20 protein-coding genes and 1 pseudogene are annotated in these 22703 nt (G+C 58.4%); 11 read left to right on the top strand and 10 right to left on the bottom strand.

Going from position 1 to position 22703, the window contains the following annotated elements; all coding sequences use genetic code 11:
• Positions 1–43 precede the first annotated feature (43 nt).
• A complete protein-coding gene (locus tag FV234_RS26965) occupies positions 44–685 on the bottom strand; it encodes a CatB-related O-acetyltransferase (RefSeq protein ID WP_147753868.1) in 642 nt (213 codons plus the stop codon).
• A 250-nt stretch (positions 686–935) separates the two neighbouring features.
• On the opposite strand from FV234_RS26965, the gene FV234_RS26295 reads away from it, so the two are divergent.
• Entirely contained in the window at positions 936–1253 is a 318-nt protein-coding gene (locus FV234_RS26295) for a hypothetical protein (protein ID WP_187273729.1), read from the top strand.
• A gap of 129 nt (positions 1254–1382) precedes the next feature.
• Here the strand turns inward: FV234_RS26295 and FV234_RS18360 are convergent, their stop codons facing one another.
• From FV234_RS18360 to FV234_RS18350, 3 genes are all read right to left on the bottom strand, one after another.
• The gene (locus tag FV234_RS18360) at positions 1383–1637 is read right to left on the bottom strand and encodes a hypothetical protein (RefSeq protein ID WP_147754399.1); all 255 of its coding nucleotides are present in this window, start codon (positions 1635–1637) and stop codon (positions 1383–1385) included.
• A gap of 420 nt (positions 1638–2057) precedes the next feature.
• The gene (locus FV234_RS18355) at positions 2058–2366 is read right to left on the bottom strand and encodes a hypothetical protein (protein WP_147830893.1); all 309 of its coding nucleotides are present in this window, start codon (positions 2364–2366) and stop codon (positions 2058–2060) included.
• 668 nt (positions 2367–3034) lie between these two features.
• On the bottom strand, positions 3035–3562 hold the full coding sequence (locus FV234_RS18350; RefSeq protein WP_210250930.1) for a hypothetical protein: 528 nt from the start codon (positions 3560–3562) through the stop codon (positions 3035–3037).
• 536 nt (positions 3563–4098) lie between these two features.
• Between FV234_RS18350 and FV234_RS18345 the strand changes: the two genes are divergently transcribed.
• Positions 4099–4662, top strand: a complete 564-nt coding sequence (locus FV234_RS18345; protein ID WP_147830889.1) for a recombinase family protein — start codon at positions 4099–4101, stop codon at positions 4660–4662.
• Positions 4663–4729: 67 nt separating this feature from the next.
• Here FV234_RS18345 and FV234_RS18340 read toward each other — a convergent pair whose 3' ends face one another.
• The 3 genes and pseudogenes from FV234_RS18340 to FV234_RS18330 form a co-directional block, all read right to left on the bottom strand.
• Positions 4730–5203 (bottom strand): SRPBCC family protein, encoded by a 474-nt coding sequence (locus FV234_RS18340; RefSeq protein WP_147830887.1) that lies wholly within the window; start codon positions 5201–5203, stop codon positions 4730–4732.
• A gap of 562 nt (positions 5204–5765) precedes the next feature.
• Complete coding sequence (locus FV234_RS18335; protein WP_147830885.1) at positions 5766–7457, bottom strand: hypothetical protein; 1692 nt, start codon at positions 7455–7457, stop codon at positions 5766–5768.
• Between the two features lie 295 nt (positions 7458–7752).
• Positions 7753–8242: pseudogene (locus tag FV234_RS18330) on the bottom strand (DUF4113 domain-containing protein); the annotation flags it as partial.
• On the opposite strand from FV234_RS18330, the gene FV234_RS18325 reads away from it, so the two are divergent.
• Positions 8219–8962, top strand: a complete 744-nt coding sequence (locus FV234_RS18325) for a hypothetical protein (RefSeq protein ID WP_187273730.1) — start codon at positions 8219–8221, stop codon at positions 8960–8962. The pseudogene FV234_RS18330 and the gene FV234_RS18325 sit on opposite strands and share 24 nt — an antisense overlap.
• A 131-nt stretch (positions 8963–9093) precedes the next feature.
• Here the strand turns inward: FV234_RS18325 and FV234_RS26290 are convergent, their stop codons facing one another.
• A complete protein-coding gene (locus tag FV234_RS26290; protein ID WP_187273728.1) occupies positions 9094–9954 on the bottom strand; it encodes a hypothetical protein in 861 nt (286 codons plus the stop codon).
• Positions 9955–10032: 78 nt separating this feature from the next.
• Between FV234_RS26290 and FV234_RS18315 the strand changes: the two genes are divergently transcribed.
• Both FV234_RS18315 and FV234_RS18310 read left to right on the top strand, forming a co-directional pair.
• Positions 10033–11562, top strand: coding sequence for an ADP-ribosylglycohydrolase family protein (locus FV234_RS18315; protein WP_147830879.1), 1530 nt, complete (start codon positions 10033–10035; stop codon positions 11560–11562).
• Positions 11559–11888 carry a hypothetical protein gene (locus FV234_RS18310; protein WP_147830876.1) on the top strand — a complete coding sequence of 110 codons (330 nt, stop codon included), beginning with the start codon at positions 11559–11561 and terminating at the stop codon, positions 11886–11888. The genes FV234_RS18315 and FV234_RS18310 overlap by 4 nt, the downstream gene beginning before the upstream one ends.
• Before the next feature lie 145 nt (positions 11889–12033).
• On the opposite strand, the gene FV234_RS18305 is transcribed toward FV234_RS18310, so the two are convergent.
• Positions 12034–14526 (bottom strand): hypothetical protein, encoded by a 2493-nt coding sequence (locus FV234_RS18305; RefSeq protein ID WP_147830874.1) that lies wholly within the window; start codon positions 14524–14526, stop codon positions 12034–12036.
• A gap of 311 nt (positions 14527–14837) precedes the next feature.
• Here FV234_RS18305 and FV234_RS18300 point away from each other — a divergent pair, with 311 nt between their 5' ends.
• On the top strand, positions 14838–15449 hold the full coding sequence (locus tag FV234_RS18300) for a plasmid pRiA4b ORF-3 family protein (protein WP_147830873.1): 612 nt from the start codon (positions 14838–14840) through the stop codon (positions 15447–15449).
• Between the two features lie 52 nt (positions 15450–15501).
• On the opposite strand, the gene FV234_RS18295 is transcribed toward FV234_RS18300, so the two are convergent.
• On the bottom strand, positions 15502–16446 hold the full coding sequence (locus tag FV234_RS18295) for a site-specific integrase (protein WP_187273727.1): 945 nt from the start codon (positions 16444–16446) through the stop codon (positions 15502–15504).
• Positions 16447–16755: 309 nt separating this feature from the next.
• Between FV234_RS18295 and FV234_RS18290 the strand changes: the two genes are divergently transcribed.
• The 5 genes from FV234_RS18290 to FV234_RS18270 form a co-directional block, all read left to right on the top strand.
• Positions 16756–18411 (top strand): ABC transporter substrate-binding protein, encoded by a 1656-nt coding sequence (locus tag FV234_RS18290; protein ID WP_147830869.1) that lies wholly within the window; start codon positions 16756–16758, stop codon positions 18409–18411.
• A 253-nt stretch (positions 18412–18664) separates the two neighbouring features.
• Positions 18665–19639, top strand: coding sequence for an ABC transporter permease (locus FV234_RS18285; RefSeq protein ID WP_147830867.1), 975 nt, complete (start codon positions 18665–18667; stop codon positions 19637–19639).
• An 83-nt stretch (positions 19640–19722) separates the two neighbouring features.
• Positions 19723–20586, top strand: coding sequence for an ABC transporter permease (locus FV234_RS18280; RefSeq protein WP_210250932.1), 864 nt, complete (start codon positions 19723–19725; stop codon positions 20584–20586).
• Positions 20587–20836: 250 nt separating this feature from the next.
• Complete coding sequence (locus tag FV234_RS18275; RefSeq protein ID WP_147830907.1) at positions 20837–21817, top strand: ABC transporter ATP-binding protein; 981 nt, start codon at positions 20837–20839, stop codon at positions 21815–21817.
• Positions 21814–22703: oligopeptide/dipeptide ABC transporter ATP-binding protein (locus FV234_RS18270; RefSeq protein WP_210250929.1), on the top strand; the 890-nt coding region annotated here is incomplete at its 3' end. The genes FV234_RS18275 and FV234_RS18270, both read left to right, overlap by 4 nt.

The raw sequence follows: 22703 nt of genomic DNA, 5'->3' as shown, positions 1-22703 counted from the left end.
CCGGCCCCGACGCGCAACGGCGACGGCGCACCTGCGCCCGACCTCACGCCTCGGGTTTCGGTTTCGGTTTGCGCGGCCTGGGCGCCCGCTTGCGCGCGTCCGGCACGGCCTCGGCCCGCGCCAGGAAGGCCTCGATGTCGGCGCCGAGGATCAGCGGCAGGTGGTCGGCGATCCGCGCGTCGTCCCAGGCCCACCAGCACACGCGCAGCAGCCGCGCGATGGTCTCGGCATCGAAGCGATGGCGCAGGACGGTCGCCGGGTTGCCGGTGACGATGGCGTAGGCCGGCACGTCGCGGCGCACCACGGCGCCGGCGCCCACGACCGCCCCGCTGCCGACGGTGACGCCGGACAGGATCGTGCTGTTGGCGCCGAGCCAGACCTCGTCGCCGAGCACGACGTCGCCGCGCGTGGCGTGGTCGTGCGCGCCGGCCGCCGCGTTCGGCCAGAAGGCCGCGAGCGCCTTGAACGGGTAGGTGGTCACGAGGTCCGTGCGGTGGTTGCCGAGCGCGATGGTGACGTTCGGTCCGATCGAGCAGAAGCGCCCGATGTGAAGCCGTGCCGATTCCGGCTCCAGCACCCGTGGGTTGCCGTAGCTGTGCGCCCCCACGGTCCAGCCCCAGCGCGCGATGCCGCGGGCGAGGTGGAAGGCGGTGAGGTCGTCGAAGACCGGCTTCGGCTCGATCATGCGGCGGGGCTCTCGGTCGGCGCCGCGCGGGGGCGGCCGCGTCGGTCTATCACGGATGAGGCGGGGCTCCGGCGCGGCGAGGTTCGACGGGGCTGTCGTTCCTGCGCTCTCCCATGCGGAAGCTCCCGGGTCGGCACGGGGGCGGACGGGAGCCGTGGCGATACGGTTCAGATCGGCGGCCGCGACCATGGATATTGAACAACCCGGTCGCGACGCCGTTGCTCACACATAGAAACTCGGAGGAAACTTGATGTCGTACAAGACTCTTGCCCTCGCCGCCTGCCTGATCCTGCCGCTCGGCGGCACCGCCTTCGCCCAGACCGGCACCACCGGAAGCCCCGGCGCGGGTCCGACCGCAGGCGGCACCATGAACTCCGGCGGCACCACGGGCACGACGGGATCCACCGGCGGCACCATGAGCGGCTCGGCCGGCACGATGGCCCCGGGCGCCGGCTCGCCGCCCCCCGGCGCGAGCGGCGGCCCCTCGACCAGCACCGCCGGCGCGCCCGCCGGCAGCGGCGGCGGCAACGGCACCACCGGCAGCGGCGCAGCTCCCAGCGGCAAGTGATCGGCGACAAGTGATCGGCGACAAGTGATCGCCGGACGATCGGACTGACGCGATCGCCCTGAGGCGGTCGCGTCGAGGCGGAGCGGGCCGGGCGGCCCGCTCCGCCTTTTTCCGCTCGAAGGCCGACGGTCACCCGCCCTGCAGCGATTCCGCGAAATCCTCCGGCACCTCGCCGAACTGCCCGAGGATCGTCACGCTTTCCAATTCCCCGGTCTCGTCGTCGGCCACCACCTTCAGCGCCGCGGTGCCGGGCATCCGCCCGGCCATGGCCTGCGCCTTCTTCAGCGCGCCGCTCTCGGTCGGAGCCACCTCGCGGTCGCCCGGAACCAGACGCTTGCGCTTGACCACAAAGGTCTGGACCACGAACGTCGTCTTCATACCCATCGCGTGTCCTCGAACCGTGCAGCAAAACCGTCGGTTGGCACGATTGACGCTAGCGCCGTCGATGCGCCACCCTCGCGTGCCCGCTCCTCCTACAATCCGAAATCACCATTGGTTTCAGGGTTTTAAGGATGCACGAGCTACCATGGTTCGCCGGTTAAAGGAAGGAGAAAAGGACGGTCGTGATAGCGGTTTTCGGGCACTTGCTGTGACAGATTTGTGACCGGATTTTCATGGTTCGTTCTTGCGTCCTAGGCCCCAACAACGCTTTGGAACAGGCCATAGGCGACGGTAACGAACGATCGATCCGTTATGGGTGAAAGGTAGGCTGACCCACGTCGGTGACCAGCCAACCGTCCCTGGTGATAGATATATGACAGTGGTACCCATTATGAACATTTGAGAAGGAAGGAAAGCGGAAGGTCAGCTTTGTGGAGGATCACCGCCACCATGATGGTTGGTATTATCCGAAGGTGGGCTGCCCTCCTTACGGCCGGTCATCGGGATTTCCTCGAACCATTCTCCCTTAAGCCACTTGGAGATTGTTCCGATGCCAACCACAAACATGGGTACGGTCATCACCAAAGCTAAGAGACGGGGTGGATCGAAGGTCTGGTCTTGCCAGAAAAGCCACGTCCAGATCGCAATACCATCGATATAGACGGCCAGAATAACCCAGATCGCTCCGAAGAAGACATCTTTGAAAGTCGCTGGACGGGGATACTCACTCATACTCGCCTCCAAAGGAAAACACGCCTTCTCTTAAAAAGGGTATCCCCATAAAGACTTGGACAAATACCTCGATTCGGACCCGGAGCATGGGTACCATCCGTCAGATTGCGACCACTAGGCCGCTACCCTGATCGAACAAGGCTTCCTTGCGTTCGTTCAAGCGGCGTCGCCCGGTCCGCTCTTCTATGATCCCAAGCGACACCGGAAAGGGTTTGGAACCCCGCCGGTTGAGATACAGGGCCTTAAGATCGCTCAGTGGATTCGCGAGACCGTCAGCCTCGATCGGTGTCTGTCTTCGAACCACGGGTGGCGACATACCTGGAAGACGCGTGCGTTTGGTGCTGGTATCGAGGAACGCCTACGCGACGCCATCACTGGTCATAGAGTTGCATCAGTCGGCCGGCGATACGAGACGCCCACGCTGATTATGCTGGCGCGGTCTATGGCTCACTTCCCGCGCTATTGAGAAGGCATGCTCGACGCTGCCCGCGCCGATGCGCCACCCTCGCGCTACCATCCCTCTACAATCCGGAAATGACCATTTTTACAGCGCCTCAGAGATGCACGGGCCATCATTGGTCACTGGTTCGAGAAAGAAAGAGAAACGTCAAGAATGATCGTTTTCGGGCATTCGCTGTGACAGGGCTGTGACCGATTTAACTTCATCCTCAATGAGCTTGTGGTTGTTGGGAGTTCGGAGCGGCCCTTTCCAAGGTCGGTTGTTTAGCTGTTGCATCGGCTGGCTTCAGATCAGGCGCAGGTTTCGGAAACGAGGGCGAGGCAACTGGCGCTTGGGCTGGAGCCCCTACGTCCGTGACAACCAACTTCGGATTATGGTTACCAAGCTCGACGAGATTTACGAGAAGCCTATCGATATCAGCATTGATTTTCTTGAAAAAGATTGCTCTTGCACTTTCAACATTCCCCAATGCCGCCCGAAGACCGATCAGTGTATCAATAAAGTTGGCATTGGTATCGTTTAGATCGTAGGTTAACCGGTATATCTCAAGTAGCCGTTTCGTATTTTCATTATCCAGATTATTAATAAGAGTGCCGCGAGAAACGGTCTCCCATGCCCCTACCCTAAACTTTTCAACAAGAGTGATAATCGGTGTGATGTTTTGCTTGATATTTAGAGCGTATTCTCGATTAAATACAAGCTCTTGCTTGATCATATCGACCGTACTATCGGCCAAAGCTGCCTTCTTCTCGGACTCTCGGATTATGGGATAATATATATTCCCCATAACCACGACAGTTCCTCCTAGTGCGATGAATATCACTATTAACCAGCTCGGCATTTTGTTAGGCCGCCTGTTATTTAGAGCGCCTTGCAGACACGCATCACAACCTAACAGCTTCCCGGTCTAGTGCACATATCATTACGTCTGACTTGGATTTTGGAGGCGCCGAAAATCGCAGACCCAAGCTCTGTTGATATTGTTGCTCGTCCTACCCGACCGCACTTCGAATGCGTGTTTCTTGGGTAAACTCAAGCGAGACGGTTAGACGAGACACCCTCCCCCTCGATGGCATTGTCGTTTCGTCGGTCAAACCGAATCAAGCACGAGCGTCACGATGGGGAGCGACCTTAAGGCAGGCGCTCCATCAGGGTGCACCGTGGAGTGACGTAACAGGCGCCCGATCATTCCCTAAGCGCAAGCGTAACATCAGGCTTGCCTTAGCTGTGATGTTACGGCATAGTCCCTGGGTCTAGACCCGGAGGTGACATTTGGCGAGGATCGGTTACGCGAGATGCAGTGCAGAAGACCAAAGCCTCGATATTCAGATCGCACGGCTTAAGGCCGAAGGGTGTCAACCGATCCGTTCCGAAAAGGTGTCAGGCGCATCACGGGAAGGGCGCACCGAACTGGCGGCGATCCTCGATTTCATCCGTGAAAACGACGAGCTGGTTGTGGTTCGTGCGGATCGCCTTGGCCGAGACACCCGCGACGTTCTCAACATCGTCCACGAGCTCGATGAGCGTGGCGCATTTCTCACTGTCCTTGATCCTCACGTATCCACCCGAGGGGAGAGCGGGCGCATCGTTCTGACGGTCCTTGGAATGGTGAGTCAGATGGAGAGGCGGTTCATTCTTGAGCGTCAGCGCGAGGGAATCGAGGCCGCTAAGGCGAAGGGCGTCTACAAGGGCGGAACGAAGCGCCTCGACCGTGACAAGGTTCTTGCGATGAGGGCCGCTGGCTCCGGTCCTGCGGCGATCGCAAAGGCTCTCGGCTGTTCCCGCATGCAAGTCTACCGGATTATCGGAAGCGAGACCGTCACCCCGTCGCCGTAGGCGTCGCTCAGAGGAACGGCTAGTCCGAAGCGAGGGGTCGTGTTAGCCCCTCGCTTCGGCTCACTTCTCACTTCGCCTTGGTGGCAATGCCCTTCAAGCCGGCATCGTAAACACCACCGATGGCTTCCTTCGCCTTATCGTCGGGTGCTCCCTTGGCCTTGAAGCTGCCGGTCCAGGTGATCTTGGAGCCGCCACCATCCTTCTCGACCATGATAGTGGACTTGTAGTCCTCGACCGGCAAAGGTCCCGATACGATTGTGTAGGTGTAGCTCATCTTTTTATCGTCGCGGGCTTGTTCTTGCTCGACGAGAAGTCCACCACCCTTGAGGTGAAGGGTCCGTTGATCTTTTCCGCCGTTCTTAGACAAAGCGCACGTCTCAACGACCGGGTGCCAACCACCGATCCCACAGAAGCCGCCGATGGTCTTCCACACCGCATCGGGTGAAGCCGCGACCATGGTGGTCTTCGTCACTTCCAGTGCGAAAACAGGAGTAATAGAAACCGCGACCAGAGCCGCGGCAGAGATAATAGTTTTGCGCATCTAGCGTTTCCTCACAAGGCTTCTTTGACGCGGATAAACACGCCGAAGATTAAGCTAGCGCGCGACCTAAACTTTACCATATGCATCGCGTATACGGATGCGATTCAATCCCGAGCAAAATGCGCCCTTAAACGCGGAGCGCATCACTTTCATGTGGGGCTATCGGAATGGAGGCGGCCGGTGATGGCCCGGCGGCGATTGCAAAAGCCATCGACTGTTCCCGGATGCAGTTCTATCGAATCAATAGAGGGAATACCGCTTATTAATCACCGTGAGCGTCGGGCTGAGAGTATGCCAAGGTCGAGATCGAAAGAGCATTCAAGAGTCGCAAACCAACGATTGATGCGGAACGTGTGAAGGTGCTTGCGGCGTCTGGTCTGGGTGGAACGGCCATCGCCCGTGAACAGCGTGTGTCTCGGGCTTCGGTCTATTAGCTCCTTAATCTCCCCGAGCGATCGTGAAGCAATGCCTAATCGTGCCCAAACCTCACGTGGGCATGAGGTGCATGACCGGGGTACCTATCTGTACAGCTTCTTAAACTGAGCGAAAGGTGTACATATTCTTAAATATCAATACCATGAAAAAGGCTCTTCACCCTTATTTTATTCAGATTGCTGCTAGCAACGACTTTGTTTAATGCAATCTTAGCTCGCCTGCAAATCTCTGTGATATTCGGCGACGGGTTCATTATTGTAAAAAAGGAACGATAGGTAGATATTATTGATGTAAAATCTTCCCCCGAAAATGTCATAAATATATTTGTTACGTCTTCTTCTGATAGTTGAAGAATCAATATTTCGTCTTCCTCGTTCCATCCGTTGCGATCAGAGAGTTTCTTAAGGGTTTCGATCGGATCAACATCAATGTCTATCAAGCGATGGCGCGCGTGGAGAGCAGCATGTAACTCCTTGTCTCGAATACGCCCGTGATATTCGAACGCATTGGGGTCCCAATAATGGCGATTCTGCTCGTTTTTATTATTCATATAGAACTTGATTAAGCCGGAAGCTTTATCATTGAAGCCCATTTCTCGCAGGATTGAAACGACGCTGTCGAGGTTTGGAGGGTCTACGATCGTGATATTTCTTATGACCGCGTCAGACATACTATCTGCCAAATCATCTTCGTCCCTAGCAAAGGACGATCTGTATTTCTCCCATACTTTAAAGTAATCATTTTTCATATCTCCTGTGCGAAGATTATCGTTGATTTTACTTGCTTCTACTAGAAGCTGGCTTTCAGAAAGATAACCTCTTTCTACAGTGTCAATAATGATTTCATCAAATGCATCGACAGACGTAAAGCCATATTCTTGTATCAAGGTATAATCTGGATTTGGTTTAGACTTGTCACCGTTTAAATACCGTACAGATTCATCCCACTGGCTAAAACTTCTAATAGATGATATACTTGGCGCCTTACTTGGTTGATATTTCGCATAGCAAGCAAGTGTTGTTGTATGAATGGCTTGATGGACAAGGCGTGGATCAAAGTTCGACAATAAGGCAATCAAGCGTGAGCTAAATTGCTCCGCCTTCTTTATAACCCTAATATTATCTATCTTAAGCTTTATGCAGTTTTCGCGAAGATTCTTGGAATAGAGTTTTTGATCGTCGATTGCGATATCAGCGGCCTCTTCGGGAGATAACTCGAAGTTAATGGTTATATCGGCCACTTTTTCTAACTGATCTTGAAAATCATTTTTGGCATCCTCTGATAGTTTTTCATCATTCAGCAATATGATAACCTTGCAATCCTTCTCATCTTTAAGCTGTGAAGCAAGGCCAAGCACGTCTTTCATATTAAGACCGCTTCCGGCCCTCTCTAAATCGTCCAGGCAAACGATCGTGTTTCTTACAAATAGGTATAACATTCTTTGGCCAAGCTGAGCGTAGCCACTGGACTGGGGCAATAAACTTGCGATAAACCCTGACTTATTAATACTTTGCCGTAAAATCGATGCAGCGTTTTCGATGGTCTTCAGCGACGGCTTTGCCTCAACATCATCGGTGCTGACAGTGTTTTCGGTGACCGCATTGCGCAAATCTGCAAGTGAGTTTCTTCCGAAGAGTGAAATGTAAGAATATTTTTTGTTTCCTATGCCATTTTCAGCTTGAGCTTTCTTTAGAAACTTCCTCCACGCGTAAGTCTTGCCGACACCCCAGCGACCTTTGATGCATATTATCTCTGGCTCTTTGCTGGAAAGAAACCGATTTATTTCGGTTTCTATTAGCAACAGGGATGTATTTTTCATTATTTTCCACCTTTAACATTTTGTTTCTTGCGCAGAATGCTGTTCGCAATGCCGACGATGTATGGTATTGGTGTTTTACAATCTACTTGTGAGGTCATACCTTATAATCAATGCTCAACAAAGGTATGGTAACGGGCATTTATATTCACCATGTCATATTGTGCGTTTAGCCCATGATATTGGGTTTAAACATAGCTCTTGCTCAGCTTCAACAGCAAATCGTCGATCAATATCTGCAATACTGACAATGCCAGTCAGATTATTTTGAAGTGCCAGATATGATCGACTCACGATCTCATGCGGCCCGGATCGTTGGCAGTTCAGCAATCCGGGTCGTGTAGCAAGGCGAACGCATATCGAACTTGGTGGACCACGAACGATCCTTCATCAATCCGGCCGACGCGATGTCTACGCTCCCACAACCATAGCGCCGTTGCAGGCATCTAGGGCGTCCATAAACGGTCCGCTGCGCTCATTATCTAGTCCCCCGATCAAAGCTCGCTGCGAGGCTTTCAAGGGCAACCGGTCGTTCGTGATGATCTCGGTCTTGGAATAAGCGCCCCCCTCCCGCCAGACCCGCCTGACAACCGATAGCGCCGCCTTGAACAGGGCCAGGGTATCGTTCGACGCCTCGGCTAACGTCACCACCGTCGAAACGGATCGTTGCGGCCGGCCGCGGTCATGTTCCGAGGTATGTAAGAAGACCGTGACGTTCCGGTCCCCAAACCCTTCCGCCGTAGCTTCGTCCACAACCGCGCGGCGTGAGCCGTTACCGTTTGTTCCATGATGGGTGGCCGGTCACAGATCATGCCGGGTTTTCACATTGCGTCGAGATCAGCTATGCTCATTACGAGTTATTCAGGACGACGTATTTTATGACTTCACGGCTCGTTAAAGCCTTGGCGCTGTTTAACCGGAAAGAGCGGTTTTGGCTCCTGTCCGAAGCTGTCGGCGAAGCGTTTCAGAAACTTAGTCCTGATTACCTTGCGAGCCTGAGCAAGGAAATAGGAGTTAGCATTCCCGAAGATGCATGGTGGGCATTTGATTATCATTTTGAATGGCTATACGCAGTATTATTTTCATCGCCTGCCTTTAATCCCTCGCCTGGGGACGCCATCAAGACAAACAGCGAAAAACTGATTCGTAGCAATCAAGAGGATATGGACCTCATCGTTGCATTTGATGACGTGATCGTCATCGTGGAAGCCAAACTCTCTACTTCGTGGAGCAACAAGCAGACAGCTAGCAAGGCCCGGCGGTTGTCTGCCTTACCTACTGCTCACGCTCGATGCTTTTACGTTCTCACTTCGCCAGTTAGGCCGACGAAGTTAAACATGGACGGTTGGCCTGAATGGGCTCTGCGGACGCCTCTTCCTCATCCGTCCTTCTACTGGCTTCCCCTAAAACCGCAGGGCGCCCCCCAAAAACCTTTGATGGTTAGCAAGTGCGATCACGAAGGCAATCGATCGAGGGAAGGAACATACTGGAACGTGTTCGACGCCTGATTCATATTGGACTTAGTGCGCCGGATAAAACCGTTGTATTGGTCGCGGCAAAGGTGCGGCCATCGACATTCATTCTTCGCTTTTTATCAGACGGTAGCAGTTACTAGTCGTCCTTGTTTGCGTCTGCGCCTTTAAGTCCGCTTTCGCTTCAACCGCTCGAATGTTGCCGGGCACAACTTGCCGAACTGGTCCTCAATCGATGGGGCACCCGATGCCGTTGAACCACCAAGGTCCTGACGCTTTGAATCGAGAATACGCACACTACCGGCGCCATCGCTTTGAACCATGAAACGTCCACCAAAGCTGGCGTTGATCGACCGGGCAGCACAATCAGCGGTCGCTCCATAACTCTTGCCAACCTCGACCTTCATTGTTCCCTCAACGCACGCCCGTAGGGCCTTCGGCTTGAGCCCTTCACCATTGGATGAGTTCCGCTCACACTCCTCTTTGGCATCCTCACGAGTGACCCGGCCCGTCATCGATGCGCTGTTCGTATCGGCGCCTGTCAGGGACGTGATGGTGGCGCTGTAGCCGTGACTGGACAGCATGAATGATCCAGTTTCGTAGAATGGCGCTGTTTTAGCAGTCTCCTGGCCGATCTTCCGAGCTGCCGCGCCATCATCGCACCGCACGTAGGTAGTCGGAGGCGCCTTACCCTCTTTCCATGTGATGCGATCGGGTGAGACGATTGTGACGCTTACCTTGGCCCTGATCCGCTCGCCCTCTGACAGGCAAGCGTTTGCGAACTCGACCCGCGATCCCCCTGATCTGATGGACGATGCACGGCAATCCGACTCAACACTGCCGTTCTTACCCGATGCCACGATCCGCAATCGGTCATCGTAATCCGGTGTCGTTAGCTTGCACGCCGCCTTATCGAGTGCCCAAATACCTGCAATCGAGCCTAGGTCGTCGGCCGAGGCTGGAACTATCATAGTTGATGTAAAGATCACAGGCGCTGAAATCATTAGAGCTGCAGTGCGGACGCTCATGGAATGCGAGACCTTAACCTACTCAGGAGTTTATTATGCTCTATGCCTGTGGTATAATCAAGGCCGGAGGCAACTATCATGGACAAGGACGGATTTCACCCGGCGTTCGCAGTTTTCGGCGCGCATAGCCGAAACAAGGGTCGCACTAGTATAACGCATCCCCTTCGGATCGATTCGATATCTTCCGGTAAGGGTTTCGGAAACATTGGTGTTACCTTTTGTCCGGGGAAGGTTCAGGCCGACGCTGCAACCGGATCATGGGCGCGCGATCTTCGAACCGACATCGAGGCCATGTCTGAGTGGGGTGCCTGCGCTGTCGTCTCTCTTATCGAGGATCATGAGATTGAGGCGCTAAAGGTTCAGGCGATTGCCCAAGAATGCTGCCGCCTTGGTCTGACGTGGATTCATCTGCCGATCCCTGACGTTTCGACCCCTACAGACGCCTTCGAAGAATCATGGGTGACGGTTGGCGAGGGTCTGAGGTCCACCCTTCGCAACGGCTTCTCTATCGCAGTTCATTGTAAGGGCGGTCTCGGGCGCGCTGGAACCGTTGCCGCTAGGCTCCTAACCGAACTTGGTGCTGATCCTGCCGAGGCCATCAGAATCGTTCGTGATGCCCGCCCAGGCGCGATCGAGACGGAAGCTCAGGTGCAGCACGTCCTACAGCAACGGACCATATTCGAACGGATGCCGGCTACGACCATCGACGCCATCCGGGATCGTGCACTTGGTGCCTTGGTCGGTCTCGCCATTGGGGACGCAATCGGAACTACGATCGAGTTTTCCAAACGCGACACCTATCCTCCGATGACGGACATGGTCGGCGGCGGTCCGTTCGACCTTAAGGCTGGGCAGTGGACGGATGATACCTCTATGGCGCTTTGCCTCGCGGACAGTCTGATTGCCTGTGACGGGGTGGACGAACGTGACTTGCTCGAACGGTTTTGCCGGTGGTTCGAGGCTGGCGAGAACTCATGCACCGGCACGTGCTTCGATATCGGGAACGCCACTGTTTCGAGTCTCCGGGCATACCGCGAGACCGGCGATATCCATGCCGCGTCCAGTGACCCTCGCAACGGGGGAAACGGTTCAATCATGCGCCTTGCCCCGGTCGCAACACGCTACTGGAACGATCCGGCGAAGCTTCAGGATGCGGCACGTCGGCAATCCGCTACCACGCATCCCGCTGTCGAGCCCTGTGACGGGTCGGAGGCCCTTGCGGTCATCCTTGCGCAGGCGATTCAGGGAAAGACCCTCAGTGAGGTCCTGAACGCACCCCAAGGCCCATACACGGAGAAGGTTCAAAGGATCGCGGACGGTTCATGGCGAGGGAAGAACCGCGATGACATCCGATCCAGCGGGTATGTAGTCGATACGCTTGAAGCTTCGATCTGGGCCGTAGCAGCGTCGGCGGGTAGCTTCGAGGAAACCGTTCTGCGGGCCGTGAACCTCGGTGACGACAGCGACAGCGTGGGAGCCGTCACCGGATCGATTGCAGGGGCCATCTACGGTTGGTCGGGCATCCCAGAAGGGTGGCGGAAAACACTTGTCTGGAACGTCTGCATCGAAGCCCTGGCGAACGACCTATTTGAGGGGAGCCTGCGATGATCGAGAACGATGCCGAAATCCGTAGGACGGTCCTTGCTCGTGATGCTCTTCGAAAAGAGGCTCACCTACCGCCGCTGAACGTCGAACAAGAGGTTGAGAAAGGTCGCAAGCTCGCAGCAAGCAAGGCCGCGAGCGAGCGTTATCAAGAACAGTGCGACGAGTATGCCTCTGACCGTCAACGTATCCGCGACGAGATTATTGCGGAGATGAGAACAGGTGGAAATACAACGTATCCGAATGGTTGGGCGGGAAAATATCATTTATCCACCCTCGTCGAAAAACGCTTCCAATCCTTCTTGCTGAACGGTGTTGGTGACGCGAAGTGAAGTGACTTTACCCGGCATCACAAAAAATGTCGGATTATGATCGCCCGTAGAAATGCGAAACAAGTTGAGTTTGATATTAGGTATCCCGCATCGCCACGTTTCCAGAACACGTGGCGATGCTCGTTGATCCAATACGTTCCAGACTTTACTTGTTCGCCCACCGTTTCAGAGTCGTAATGAGTCGGTCAGCTTGCTTCCGCCTGTCGGTCGGACTGTTTGATGCCAGAGCGGCCTCATGTAGCTTCTCTGTGACCATTCCCACTGGCAACCGCAGCTTGGTAAGGGAATGATACAACGACAGAAGCCCATCATGCCCCTCACCAGGAAAGACACCGATCCGATACCACTCAGTCATAGCTCGCTCGATGCCGGACTGCTGATCCACGGTGATCGAAACATCGTCTGATCCAAGTTCTGAGTATATAGTGGTATCGAAGTCCATACTATCATAGTCACAGATAAGGTTCGACAGCCAAGCATCAACGTCGATGGCTTCCCGATCATCACCCTTGTGTTCTACGAAGAAGCTGTCCTTTACGTTCTTAGCCTGACAGGGAAGAGCGAATAGCGCACATGGATTTGGTCGGTGATCGATACCATGATGAGGTTGATTGCCAAGCCCGCTCGTTCTCACCGCCTCTATTGAACCTCGACAATACGCTATCGATTCAAGGATGCAGACAATCTCTGAGTAGATTGCGCGGTATTCCTGATCGTGCATCGGCCGATTAGTTGGAATATAGAGCCGATACCGAGGTTTCATCGCCGTATGTGAGAAGGTGTTATAGGCGACAACGTGAAGCTGCGGGAACTCGTCAGCAAAGTCCTCATGCCTCATCGTTCCGTTCTCGACATCAAGCCACATGCCTCTCACAAACTCAACATTGTCATTTCCTCTGTTAGTAGTGTTGGACTTACTGACAGAGAACATGGCACCGCTGACACATGGGATTTCGTTTTTGTTCCCATATTTGTTCTTGTGATGGTTCCTCAGATAAGCAACGAACTGATTATCCGTGAAACAAATCGCTCTTGGTTCAGAACCATAGTAGTTGATGAACTCAGATGCACGGAATCTTTGGACGAAATGGCTTATAGTCTTTATAGTGGTTTCGTCCGTCTTGTCATGAAAGGCTACTTCGTCAAGAATGTTCTCCTTCAAGTTAACGGCGAAGCCGGCGCTCCGCGCGTAATCATTCTTGATTCGAGATGCTGATTCCCTTTTTCGCTCCTTATCATTCGCATGTTTCCGTGGTCTACCGCCCGCCTTCGTCACTGGTTGGACTAGTCCGAGCGAATGAACACGAGAACCAGGAAACAGATCACTCAACCAGTCAGCGGTCTCCTTCGATGCAACCACCCATGTCTTCGGATTATCTCTTTCATCGTCACGAATAGAAGTACGACATATTGATTGATACACCGCGTGATTGGTGAAGGCACGGAACTGATCATTGAGAGTGAACTTACAGAAGTCATCAAGAAAGTTCCCGGCGTCAGATGATGGATTGTTCGCGGTGATGACGACAGCATGATGAATATGACGGAACTTATTAAGTCCATGAGACACACCCTTGATCAAATGACTTCCGGCAACCTGATTAAGAAGGCTCATCAGCTTGACATCATTGTTCTCGACTCGAACGAACTCTTTGGAGCCCATCAGTTCCTTGGTAGCGACGATCAGGGGATTTGTCTTAGGACATCCAAGACCGTCACGCATCTTCTTCGAGTATTTTCGCTCATAACCGTAGTAAATATCGATCGTATCATTGTGAGGATGTTTCAGGTCTTGCACCTCACTTCCCTCAGACTTTAGACGATCCCACCTGACGCCTTCCCGTTCCCACCAATGATACTGAAATGTCTCCTCAAATCTCGCGGCAGATACCGTAACACTCGCGAAGCCGTCCATGATCCGCGGCGAGAGCACAGAATACACGCACAGCTTACCAGTTTTGCTGCGACGCTTGATCAACTCATCGTGCGTTTTGTTCACCACATAACTATCATAGTAGGGCGATATAAGACGCGCGGCTAGACTTTGGACTTGTTTGAAAACTTCGTCTTTCCCGACGTTCGTGGCAATCTCCTTCAATCGTCCAATGTTAGTAGGTTCAACGCGTCCGTGCTTTCCAGAACGATCCACCACCTTGATGTGATCGGTGATGACACTATGATAGTTTGGGAGGGTTTCTCCAAAGTATTCGAACGCGTTCAGGTTTTCGTCAATAAACACATTCCACCGATCTGGGCGATAAAAGTAAGGGACTCTGAGAAAGGTTGAATGCGTGATCAATACGATAACGCCACCAAGGTCTGCATTCTTCAAATAGGCAATCAATCGAAGTGTTACGTTATGGTCGCTACCATCCCTCGAATGGAACCGGAGCGCGCTTACCTGAGGATGTTTGCGATTGATGCTGTCGAAGGTCTCATCGATAAGGTCGGTAGTGGGTTGAACGATAAGGCACTTCTGGCCGTTCAGCGCCATTTTAGATGTCTGTTCGATAATGGCAGTTGTCTTACCACCTCCGGCTCGACGCGAATCAAAGCGGAAGTGTCGCTCTACCGGCCCCTGTTCGGTAACCGCCGTCGTATAATCATCGTTAAAGTGATCATGGAATACATAGGTCATAGTGTTGTTTGATGCTCATTTTAGACACAAGCTCCTTGATTTCAGCCGATCACATTGCGCAAAGCATTATGCCTCGCGCCTGGATTGAGATTCTTGGATTGTGTAGCTGCGTTTGAGTCGGTAACGTTCGTCGCAACCGACTATGTAATAATCACATAAGTCTTAATCAGTGTCAATATTAACTAAGTCTGGAACCTTAAAATACATCTTGGATTTCGCGTTGACTGGGAAACGCACTATCATAGTCACTGGTGTCTGACGCCGACTTATCGAGGTAGCGTTTCAAGTCGCCGGCGCGTTACTATCATTGTATGCCCGAGCCGAGTCGCATCGCCCGCCTTCGTATCTCTCTGGATGACACCGCACCTGTCATCTGGCGAACCGTCGAGGTGCCACTCTCAGCAAGCCTCAAACTCCTTCACGAAGTCATCCAGGCGGCTATGCCGTTCCAGGACTATCACCTGTTCCAGTTTCGGGAGGGTGCGGTCCGTTACGCCATACCCGACCCGCATTGGCCTGATGGGAACACCCGTAGCGCCAAGACCACCAAGCTCGGGGCGCTCATTGATCGCGGCACCACCGCCTTCGCCTACACCTACGATTTCGGAGATAACTGGCAGCACACCATCACGGTCGAGGAGGTCGGCCCGGCGGACCCTGAGGTAGCCTATCCTCGCTTCCTAGATGGAGAGAGGCGAGCACCACCCGAGGACGTTGGCGGCACGATGGGCTTCGAGGAGTTTCTTGAAGCCGTCACCAAGCCCCGGCACCGTGAGCGCAAACGGATGCTTGATTGGTATGGCGGTCCGTTTGATCCCGGTGTCATAGATCAGGAGACGATTGAGGCGGCTATGGCGAAGTTGGCTAGGCGACGCGCTATCGGACAAGCCGCGTTTGCGAAGAGTCGTAGCCAAGGTGCCTAGGGTGGATGCTTGACATGCCTTCCCCATTCCCCTTGGCCCGACGCAATAAATGTCAGATTTCGCCGCTAGGACTAGTCTTTGCTTGACATAACATAGCGATTTTACGTGACAAATCAGCTGGTCGTAGGTGGGTGTATCGCATCAGGACCTTAGTATCTCGGTGACCACTGACCAAGGCAACCTCGGGAATACCTAAACCTAGCTCGAACAATCTAGATATAGCCTCGTGGCGGCTGTCATGCCATCGCAAATCATTGATGCCGCAGCGCCGAATCAGTCTATTCCAGCGGCTACACAACGTGCCATATTTTATATCAAATACAAAATCCGACGAGGCTTCAATACTTACCTTTTCTAGTATCTTAATAGCGGCCGGGGTTAGGGGTATCGTTCTAGGAAACCCATTCTTTGTAATAGGTATCAGGATTGTTGAGTCACGATAGTTGATATGGCTCCATCTGATACCAAGCAACTCGCCTTTCCTGACGCCCGTTTCAAGAGAGAAAAGGAACTGGTTGGCTATCGATCTCTTGCCACTCTTGTTACACTCGTCAATGATCAACCTTAGTTCATCGGATGATATTCGGCGTTCGACCAGATTATTGATGCGTGGCTTCTTTACCATCCTGAATGGGTTTGACGTAACGGCGTGCTTCCATTCTCGCCGGGATATCTCGATGCAGTTAGAAAGTAAGGCTAGCTCCCTCACAACAGTTGCGGGTTTAGCTATCGCAAGTCGGTCATCCCTATACCTTGCAACATCACCCTCAGTTAGATCGTGAAGCTGAAACTTAGATAACGGATGGCGATTAACGTTCTTAATGATGGAAACTTCGCGCTGCCACCATTTGCGCTTCGACAGGATTTCACGCCGGTACCGGTCCAGCAGTTCGCCCAACGTGACAGTTTCCAGACGCTCCTTCTTTGGGCTCAATCCTACGGTCTCGACTTCATGCTCGGTCATCCTCGCCCAGCGGACAGCCTCGGATTTTGTCATGAATGTACGTGAAACCGGGGCCGAACCCGTCACTCGCACCTGGGCCTGATACCGTCCGTTTCGCTTCCTGATCGTGGGCATATTTCGAGCTCACTGTGACAGATCGTGTGACACAATCCCGTCCAGTGGTGATTTCGCGATCTGTTAGGGTCAGGCCGATTGTCAGCAAACCATTGAAAAACAATGATTTTACCATTCGGCACAAGGGTTGCTCATGCTGAAATGACCATCATGCGGACTGGCACGATTGACGCTAGCGCCGTCGATGCGCCACCCTCGCGTGCCCGCTCCTCCTACACGGAACCGTCGATGATCGAGACGCGCCGTCGTCCGCGCCGAACCCTGTCGCGCGTTGCCCTGTCTGGATCAGTCCTCTGCGGGCTGGTCCTGCCGGCGGCCTGGACCGGCCAGGCGCAAGCCCGCGACCTGCGCATCGGCCTGGCGGCGGAAGCCACCTCGATGGATCCGCACTTCCACAACCTCGGCCCCAACAACTCGCTGCGGCGCCACATCTTCGAAGGGCTGGTCACCACGGACGCCGCGATGGCGGTGGTGCCGGCCCTCGCCCTGTCCTGGACGGCCGACGACGAGCACACCTGGACGTTCAAGCTTCGCCAGAACGTGACCTTCTCCGACGGCACGCCGTTCACCGCGAACGACGTGATCTACACCTTCTGCCGCATCCCTTTGGTCGAGAACTCGCCCTCCTCCTTCGCCACCTTCGTCCGGCCGTTCGAGAGCGTCGCCGCCCCCGACCCGCTGACCGTGGTGATCAAGACCGCGGGGCCCCTGCCGCTCCTGCCGACCAACATCACCGCGCTCGGCATGCTCAGCGCCAAGGCGTCGGGCGCCGCCGGCCCGGTCGGGTTCGCCAAGGGCGGATGCACCGGGATGGGCACCCCGCCGAAATCCATCGATTTCGGCAACCCCAAGGTCGCGGTCGGCACCGGCCCCTACGCGCTCAAGGAGTACGTGCGCGGCACGCAGGTGGTGCTTTCCAAGAACCCGACCCACTGGGGCGCGGCCCCCGCCTTCGACACGGTGACGATGAAGCCGATCGTCTCGACCGGCCCGCGCGTGGCGGCGCTGCTGGCCGGCGACGCCGACCTGATCGAGAACCCGGCGATCCAGGACCTGCCGCGGATCGAGGCGGCGGGCTTCACCGTCACCAAGGGCCTGTCGAACCGGATCATCTACATCCACCTCGACCAGTTCGACGGCGCGGGCTGGAAGACGCCGACGATCCGCGGGACCGACAAGAACCCCTTGCTCGACAAGCGCGTGCGCGAGGCGCTCTCCAAGGGCATCGACCGCAAGGCCATCGTCGAGCGCGTGATGGGCGGGGTGGCGCAGGCAGCCGGCGAGCTGCTGCCCTTCCCGCTCTCCGGCACGACCAAGGACTTCCCCGTCGTCCCTTACGATCCGAAGGCGGCAAAGGACCTGCTCGCCCAGGCCGGCTACCCGAACGGCTTCGAGATCACGCTCGGTACGCCGAACGACCGCTACATCAACGACGAGAAGATCGCGCAGGCCGTCGCCCAGATGTGGAGCCGGATCGGCGTGAAGACGAGCCTCGACGCCTCGACCTCCTCGACCTTCTTCACCCGGCGCAACACGTTCTCGTTCTCGGCGTATCTCGCCGGCTGGGGCGCGGATTCCGGCGAGATGTCGAACTCGCTGAACTCGCTGCTGCTGTGCTTCGACCCGGAGACCGGCCGCGGCTTCACCAACCGGGGCCGCTACTGCAGCCGCGAGGTCGACCGGCTCACGATCGAGGCGATGCGCACCTTCGACGAAGCCGAACGCTCCGCCCTGCTGCGCCGGGCCTCGGCGCTGGCCATGGCGGACTATCCGCTGATCCCGCTCCACTTCGAGGTGACCCCCTGGGCCACGGTGAAGAGCCTGCGCTACACGCCGCGGATCGACCAGTACACGCTGGCGATGGACGTCGTGGTGGTGAAGTGAGGGGTCGGGCTTCGCGGCCGCCGCGCCCCCCCTCGCCCCGCATGCGGGGACAGGGCTGCGACGACCCCGTCGTCGTCGCAGCGAGGCGGAAGCCGAAGGTGAGGGGGCTTCGACGGAGGAGCGTCGTCCGTTCGCGCCCCCTCACCGCCGCTTCGTCTTCGCCTGCTCTTCCCGGCTGCACGACGAGGTGCAGCCGGGCCTCTCCCCGCATGCAGGGAGAGGGAATGCGCACCCCGTTCGGCGGCATGTCCCCATGCTGACCTACCTGATCCAGCGCTTCGGTCAGGCGCTCGTCACCGTCGCGGCGATGGCGACGCTGGTGTTCCTCGGCGTCTACGCCATCGCCGACCCGATCGACATGCTGGCCGCGCCCGACGCGACGCCGGACGAGCGCGCCGCCATTGCCGCCCGGCTCGGGCTCGACCGGTCGCTGCTGGTCCAGTTCGGCACCTTCGCCTGGCGCGCCCTGCACGGGGATCTCGGGCGCTCGTTCGTCTACAACGAATCCGCCCTGTCGGTGATCGTGCAGCGGCTGCCGGCGACCCTGGAGCTGGCGCTCACCGCCCTGGTGCTCGCCGTCGCGGTCGGCCTGCCGCTCGGCCTCTGGGCGGGCCTGCGGCCGAACGCAGCCTCGGGCCGGACGATCATGACCGGCTCGATCCTCGCGTTCTCGCTGCCGAACTTCTGGCAGGGCCTGATGCTGGTGCTGGTCTTCGCGGTGACGCTCGGCTGGTTCCCGGCCGGCGGCCGCGGCGAGACGGTGAACGTGCTCGGCGTCGAGACCGGCCTGCTGACCCTCGACGGCCTGCGCCACCTCGTCCTCCCTGCGGTGAACCTCGCGCTGTTCAAGCTCGCGGTGGTGATCCGGCTGGCGCGTGCAGGCACCCGCGAGGCGATGCTGCAGGACTACGTGCGCTTCGCCCGCGCCAAAGGCCTCTCGCCCGCCCGCATCGTCGGGGTGCACGTGCTGAAGAACATCCTGCTGCCGGTGGTGACGGTGATCGGCCTCGAGTTCGGCTCGATGATCGCCTTCGCCGTCGTCACCGAGACGGTGTTCGCCTGGCCCGGCATCGGAAAGCTTTTGATCGACTCGATCAACCGCCTCGATCGCCCGGTGATCGTCGCCTACCTGATGCTGACGGTGTGCCTGTTCGTGGTCATCAACCTAATCGTGGACCTGATCTATGCCGGCCTCGATCCGCGCGTCCGCCTGTCGGAGGCCGCGTGAGCCGTCCCGAGATCCTACCTTCCGAAGGCCTGCCCGCCGACGGCCCGCCCGCCGCGTCGGCTCGGGTCGAGACGGCCGAGCCGGTGTGGCGCGCCCACCTCCGCGCCTTCTTCCGCAGCCCCGGGGCGGCTTTGGGCTTCGCGATCCTGGTGCTGACGATCCTGGCCGCGTGCCTCGCCCCCTGGATCACCCCGCAGGACCCCTACGACCTCGCCAACCTCGACGTGATGGACGGCACCCTGCCCCCTGGCAGCCGCAGCGTTTCCGGCCTGCTCTACGTGCTCGGCACCGACGCGCAGGGGCGCGACATGCTCTCGGCCATCGTCTACGGCCTGCGCGTCTCCCTCGTCGTCGGCCTCTCGGCGACCCTGGTCGCGGCGACGCTGGGCTCGGCGGTCGGCGTGCTCGCGGCCAACGCCGGCGGCCGGGTCGACGCCGTGCTGATGCGGCTGGCCGACCTCCAGCTTTCGTTCCCGGCGATCCTGATCGCGCTGGTGCTGCTCGCCGCCTTCGGCCGCGGGGTCGACAAGGTCGTGATCGCCCTCATCGCCGTGCAATGGGCCTATTACGCCCGCGCCATCCGGGCCACCGCCCTGGTCGAGCGCCGCCGCGAGTACATGGAAGCCGCCCGCGCCCTCGCCCTGCCGCGCCGCAGCCTGATCGTCCGCCACCTGCTGCCGAACTGCCTGCCCCCGGTGATCGTCGTCGCGACCATGCAGGTGGCCCACGCCATCGCGCTGGAGGCGACGCTGTCCTTTCTCGGCGTCGGCGTGCCGGTGACCGAGCCTTCCCTCGGGCTGCTGATCAAGAACGGCTACGACTACCTGCTCTCGGGCAAGTACTGGATCTCGACCTTCCCCGGCCTGGCGCTGGTGGCCGTCATCGTCGCGATCAACCTCGTCGGCGACCGGCTGCGGGACGTGCTGAACCCGAGGTTTTCGGATTGATGGCGTTCGGGACGTCGTGGAGCGAAAGGCTCGCAGCTCCAGCCTCCGCTTTCCCGGACGACCGGAGCGCAGCGGAGGGACGATCCGGGACCCAGCACAGGAACGGGCGAAGCGCCGCGTATTTCCGGGTGCTCCAGGGCGCAGGCGCCGCTTCGCGGCGCTCGTCGTGCTGGATCCCGGATCGCCTTCCGCTCACGCTGCAGGCGTCCGGGAAAACGGCAGCGCTCCGTGCCGCCGGGCGGCGCATGTCATGACCGCCCCCGTCCTCGCCCTCGAGAACCTCAGCGTCGGCTTCCGGGCCGGCGGGCGCGAGCACGTCGCCGTGGACCGGGTGAGCCTCACCGTGAACCGGGGCGAGGTGCTGGGGCTCGTCGGCGAATCCGGTTCGGGCAAGTCGGTGACCGGGCTCGCGCTGATGGGGCTGATCGAGGCGCCCGGCCGGGTATCGGGCGGGAGGATCCTGTTCGAGGGCCGCGACATCGCCGGCCTGCCGGAAGCGGAGCTCCGCCCGTTGCGCGGCAAGCGCATGGCGATGATCTTCCAGGACCCGATGACCACCCTGAACCCAGTGCTGCGGGTCGAGACCCAGGTCGTCGAGGCGATCCGCGCGCACGAGCGCGTCGGGGCGGCCGCCGCCCGGGCGCGGGCACGCGAGGCGCTGGTCAAGGTCGGGATTCCGGCGCCCGACGAACGCCTGCGCGCCTACCCGCACCAGCTCTCGGGCGGCATGCGCCAGCGCATCGCCATCGCCATCGCGCTGCTGCACGCGCCGGCCCTCCTCATCGCCGACGAGCCGACCACGGCCCTCGACGTGACGATCCAGGCGCAGATCCTGGCCGAGGCGCAGGCGCTCTGCGCCGAGATGGGCACGGCGCTCATCTGGATCACCCACGACCTCGCGGTGGTGGCCGGCCTCGCCGACCGTTTGTGCGTGATGTACGCCGGCCGCATCGTCGAGGGCGGGCCGGTGGCCGACGTGATCGAGGCGCCGCTCCATCCCTACACCGCCGGATTGATCGGCTCCGCCCCGAGCCGCAACGCCCGCGGCGTGCCGCTGACGCAGATCCCCGGCATGGTGCCCTCGCTCGTCGACCGCCCCCCGGGCTGCGCCTTCGCGCCGCGCTGCCCCGCCGCGACGCCCGACTGCGCCGCGCCGCCGCCTACGGCCCTTGCCGAGCCGTCGCGCTTCGCGCTCTGCCGCCATCCCCTGCAGCCGGCACGTTTCACGTGAAACCTCTCCTCAGCCTCGACGCCGTCTCGAAGCGGTTCGGCACCAGCCCGTCGCTCGCCGCGCGCTTGGCCGGCCTCCTCGGGGAGCGCCGGCCGCCGAGCGCGGTGCAGGCGGTGACCGACGTGAATCTGTCGATCGAGGCCGGCGAGGTCGTCGGCCTCGTCGGCGAATCCGGCTGCGGGAAGTCGACCCTGGCCCGGCTCGCCGCCGGCCTCCACGCCCCGAGCCGCGGGCGGGTGCTGCAGGACGGGCGCGACCGCGCCGGGATGAGCGCCGCGGAACGCCGCACGGCGGCGCTCGCCGTGCAGATGATCTTCCAGGACGCCACCGCCGCCCTCAACCCACGCCTGCGGGTGCTCGACATCGTCGGCGAGGCGCCGGTCACCCACGGCCTCGTCCCGGCACGCGACCGGCGCGCCTACGTCGCCGAGCAGCTCGCCCGCGTCAGCCTCGGGCCGGACGCGATGGCGCGCTACCCGCACCAGTTCTCCGGCGGCCAGCGCGCCCGCATCGGCATCGCGCGGGCCTTGGCCGTGAAGCCGCGGATGCTGGTCTGCGACGAGTCGGTGGCGGCGCTGGACGTCTCGATCCAGGCGCAGGTGCTGAACCTGTTCCTGGAGCTCCGCCGCGACCTCGGCCTGACCTACCTGTTCGTCAGCCACGACCTCGGGGTGGTCGAGCACATCGCCTCGCGGGTGGCGGTGATGTATCTCGGCCGCCTCGTCGAGGTGGCGCCGGCCGAGACCCTGTTCGCGCAGCCGGCCCACCCCTACACGATCAGTCTGCTCGCCCAGACGCCGAAGCTGGTGCCGGGCAAGCGCCGGTTCCAGGCGCTGCCGGGCGAGCCGCCCTCCCCGCTCGCGCCCCCGCCGGGCTGCCCGTTCCA

Source organism: Methylobacterium sp. WL8, assembly GCF_008040045.1.
Lineage (GTDB): Bacteria > Pseudomonadota > Alphaproteobacteria > Rhizobiales > Beijerinckiaceae > Methylobacterium > Methylobacterium cerastii.
This window is presented reverse-complemented; position numbering and strand designations above follow the sequence as displayed.

Coding starts and splice junctions, on each gene's coding strand:
- FV234_RS18295 (WP_187273727.1), bottom strand. CDS start 16,446: ATGACAAAATCCGAGGCTGTCCGCTGGGCGAGGATGACCGAGCATGAA.
- FV234_RS26295 (WP_187273729.1), top strand. CDS start 936: ATGTCGTACAAGACTCTTGCCCTCGCCGCCTGCCTGATCCTGCCGCTC.
- FV234_RS18305 (WP_147830874.1), bottom strand. CDS start 14,526: ATGACCTATGTATTCCATGATCACTTTAACGATGATTATACGACGGCG.
- FV234_RS18310 (WP_147830876.1), top strand. CDS start 11,559: ATGATCGAGAACGATGCCGAAATCCGTAGGACGGTCCTTGCTCGTGAT.
- FV234_RS18355 (WP_147830893.1), bottom strand. CDS start 2,366: ATGAGTGAGTATCCCCGTCCAGCGACTTTCAAAGATGTCTTCTTCGGA.
- FV234_RS18335 (WP_147830885.1), bottom strand. CDS start 7,457: ATGAAAAATACATCCCTGTTGCTAATAGAAACCGAAATAAATCGGTTT.
- FV234_RS18300 (WP_147830873.1), top strand. CDS start 14,838: ATGCCCGAGCCGAGTCGCATCGCCCGCCTTCGTATCTCTCTGGATGAC.
- FV234_RS18340 (WP_147830887.1), bottom strand. CDS start 5,203: ATGCGCAAAACTATTATCTCTGCCGCGGCTCTGGTCGCGGTTTCTATT.
- FV234_RS18275 (WP_147830907.1), top strand. CDS start 20,837: ATGACCGCCCCCGTCCTCGCCCTCGAGAACCTCAGCGTCGGCTTCCGG.
- FV234_RS18285 (WP_147830867.1), top strand. CDS start 18,665: ATGCTGACCTACCTGATCCAGCGCTTCGGTCAGGCGCTCGTCACCGTC.
- FV234_RS18290 (WP_147830869.1), top strand. CDS start 16,756: ATGATCGAGACGCGCCGTCGTCCGCGCCGAACCCTGTCGCGCGTTGCC.
- FV234_RS26965 (WP_147753868.1), bottom strand. CDS start 685: ATGATCGAGCCGAAGCCGGTCTTCGACGACCTCACCGCCTTCCACCTC.
- FV234_RS18360 (WP_147754399.1), bottom strand. CDS start 1,637: ATGGGTATGAAGACGACGTTCGTGGTCCAGACCTTTGTGGTCAAGCGC.
- FV234_RS26290 (WP_187273728.1), bottom strand. CDS start 9,954: ATGAGCGTCCGCACTGCAGCTCTAATGATTTCAGCGCCTGTGATCTTT.
- FV234_RS18315 (WP_147830879.1), top strand. CDS start 10,033: ATGGACAAGGACGGATTTCACCCGGCGTTCGCAGTTTTCGGCGCGCAT.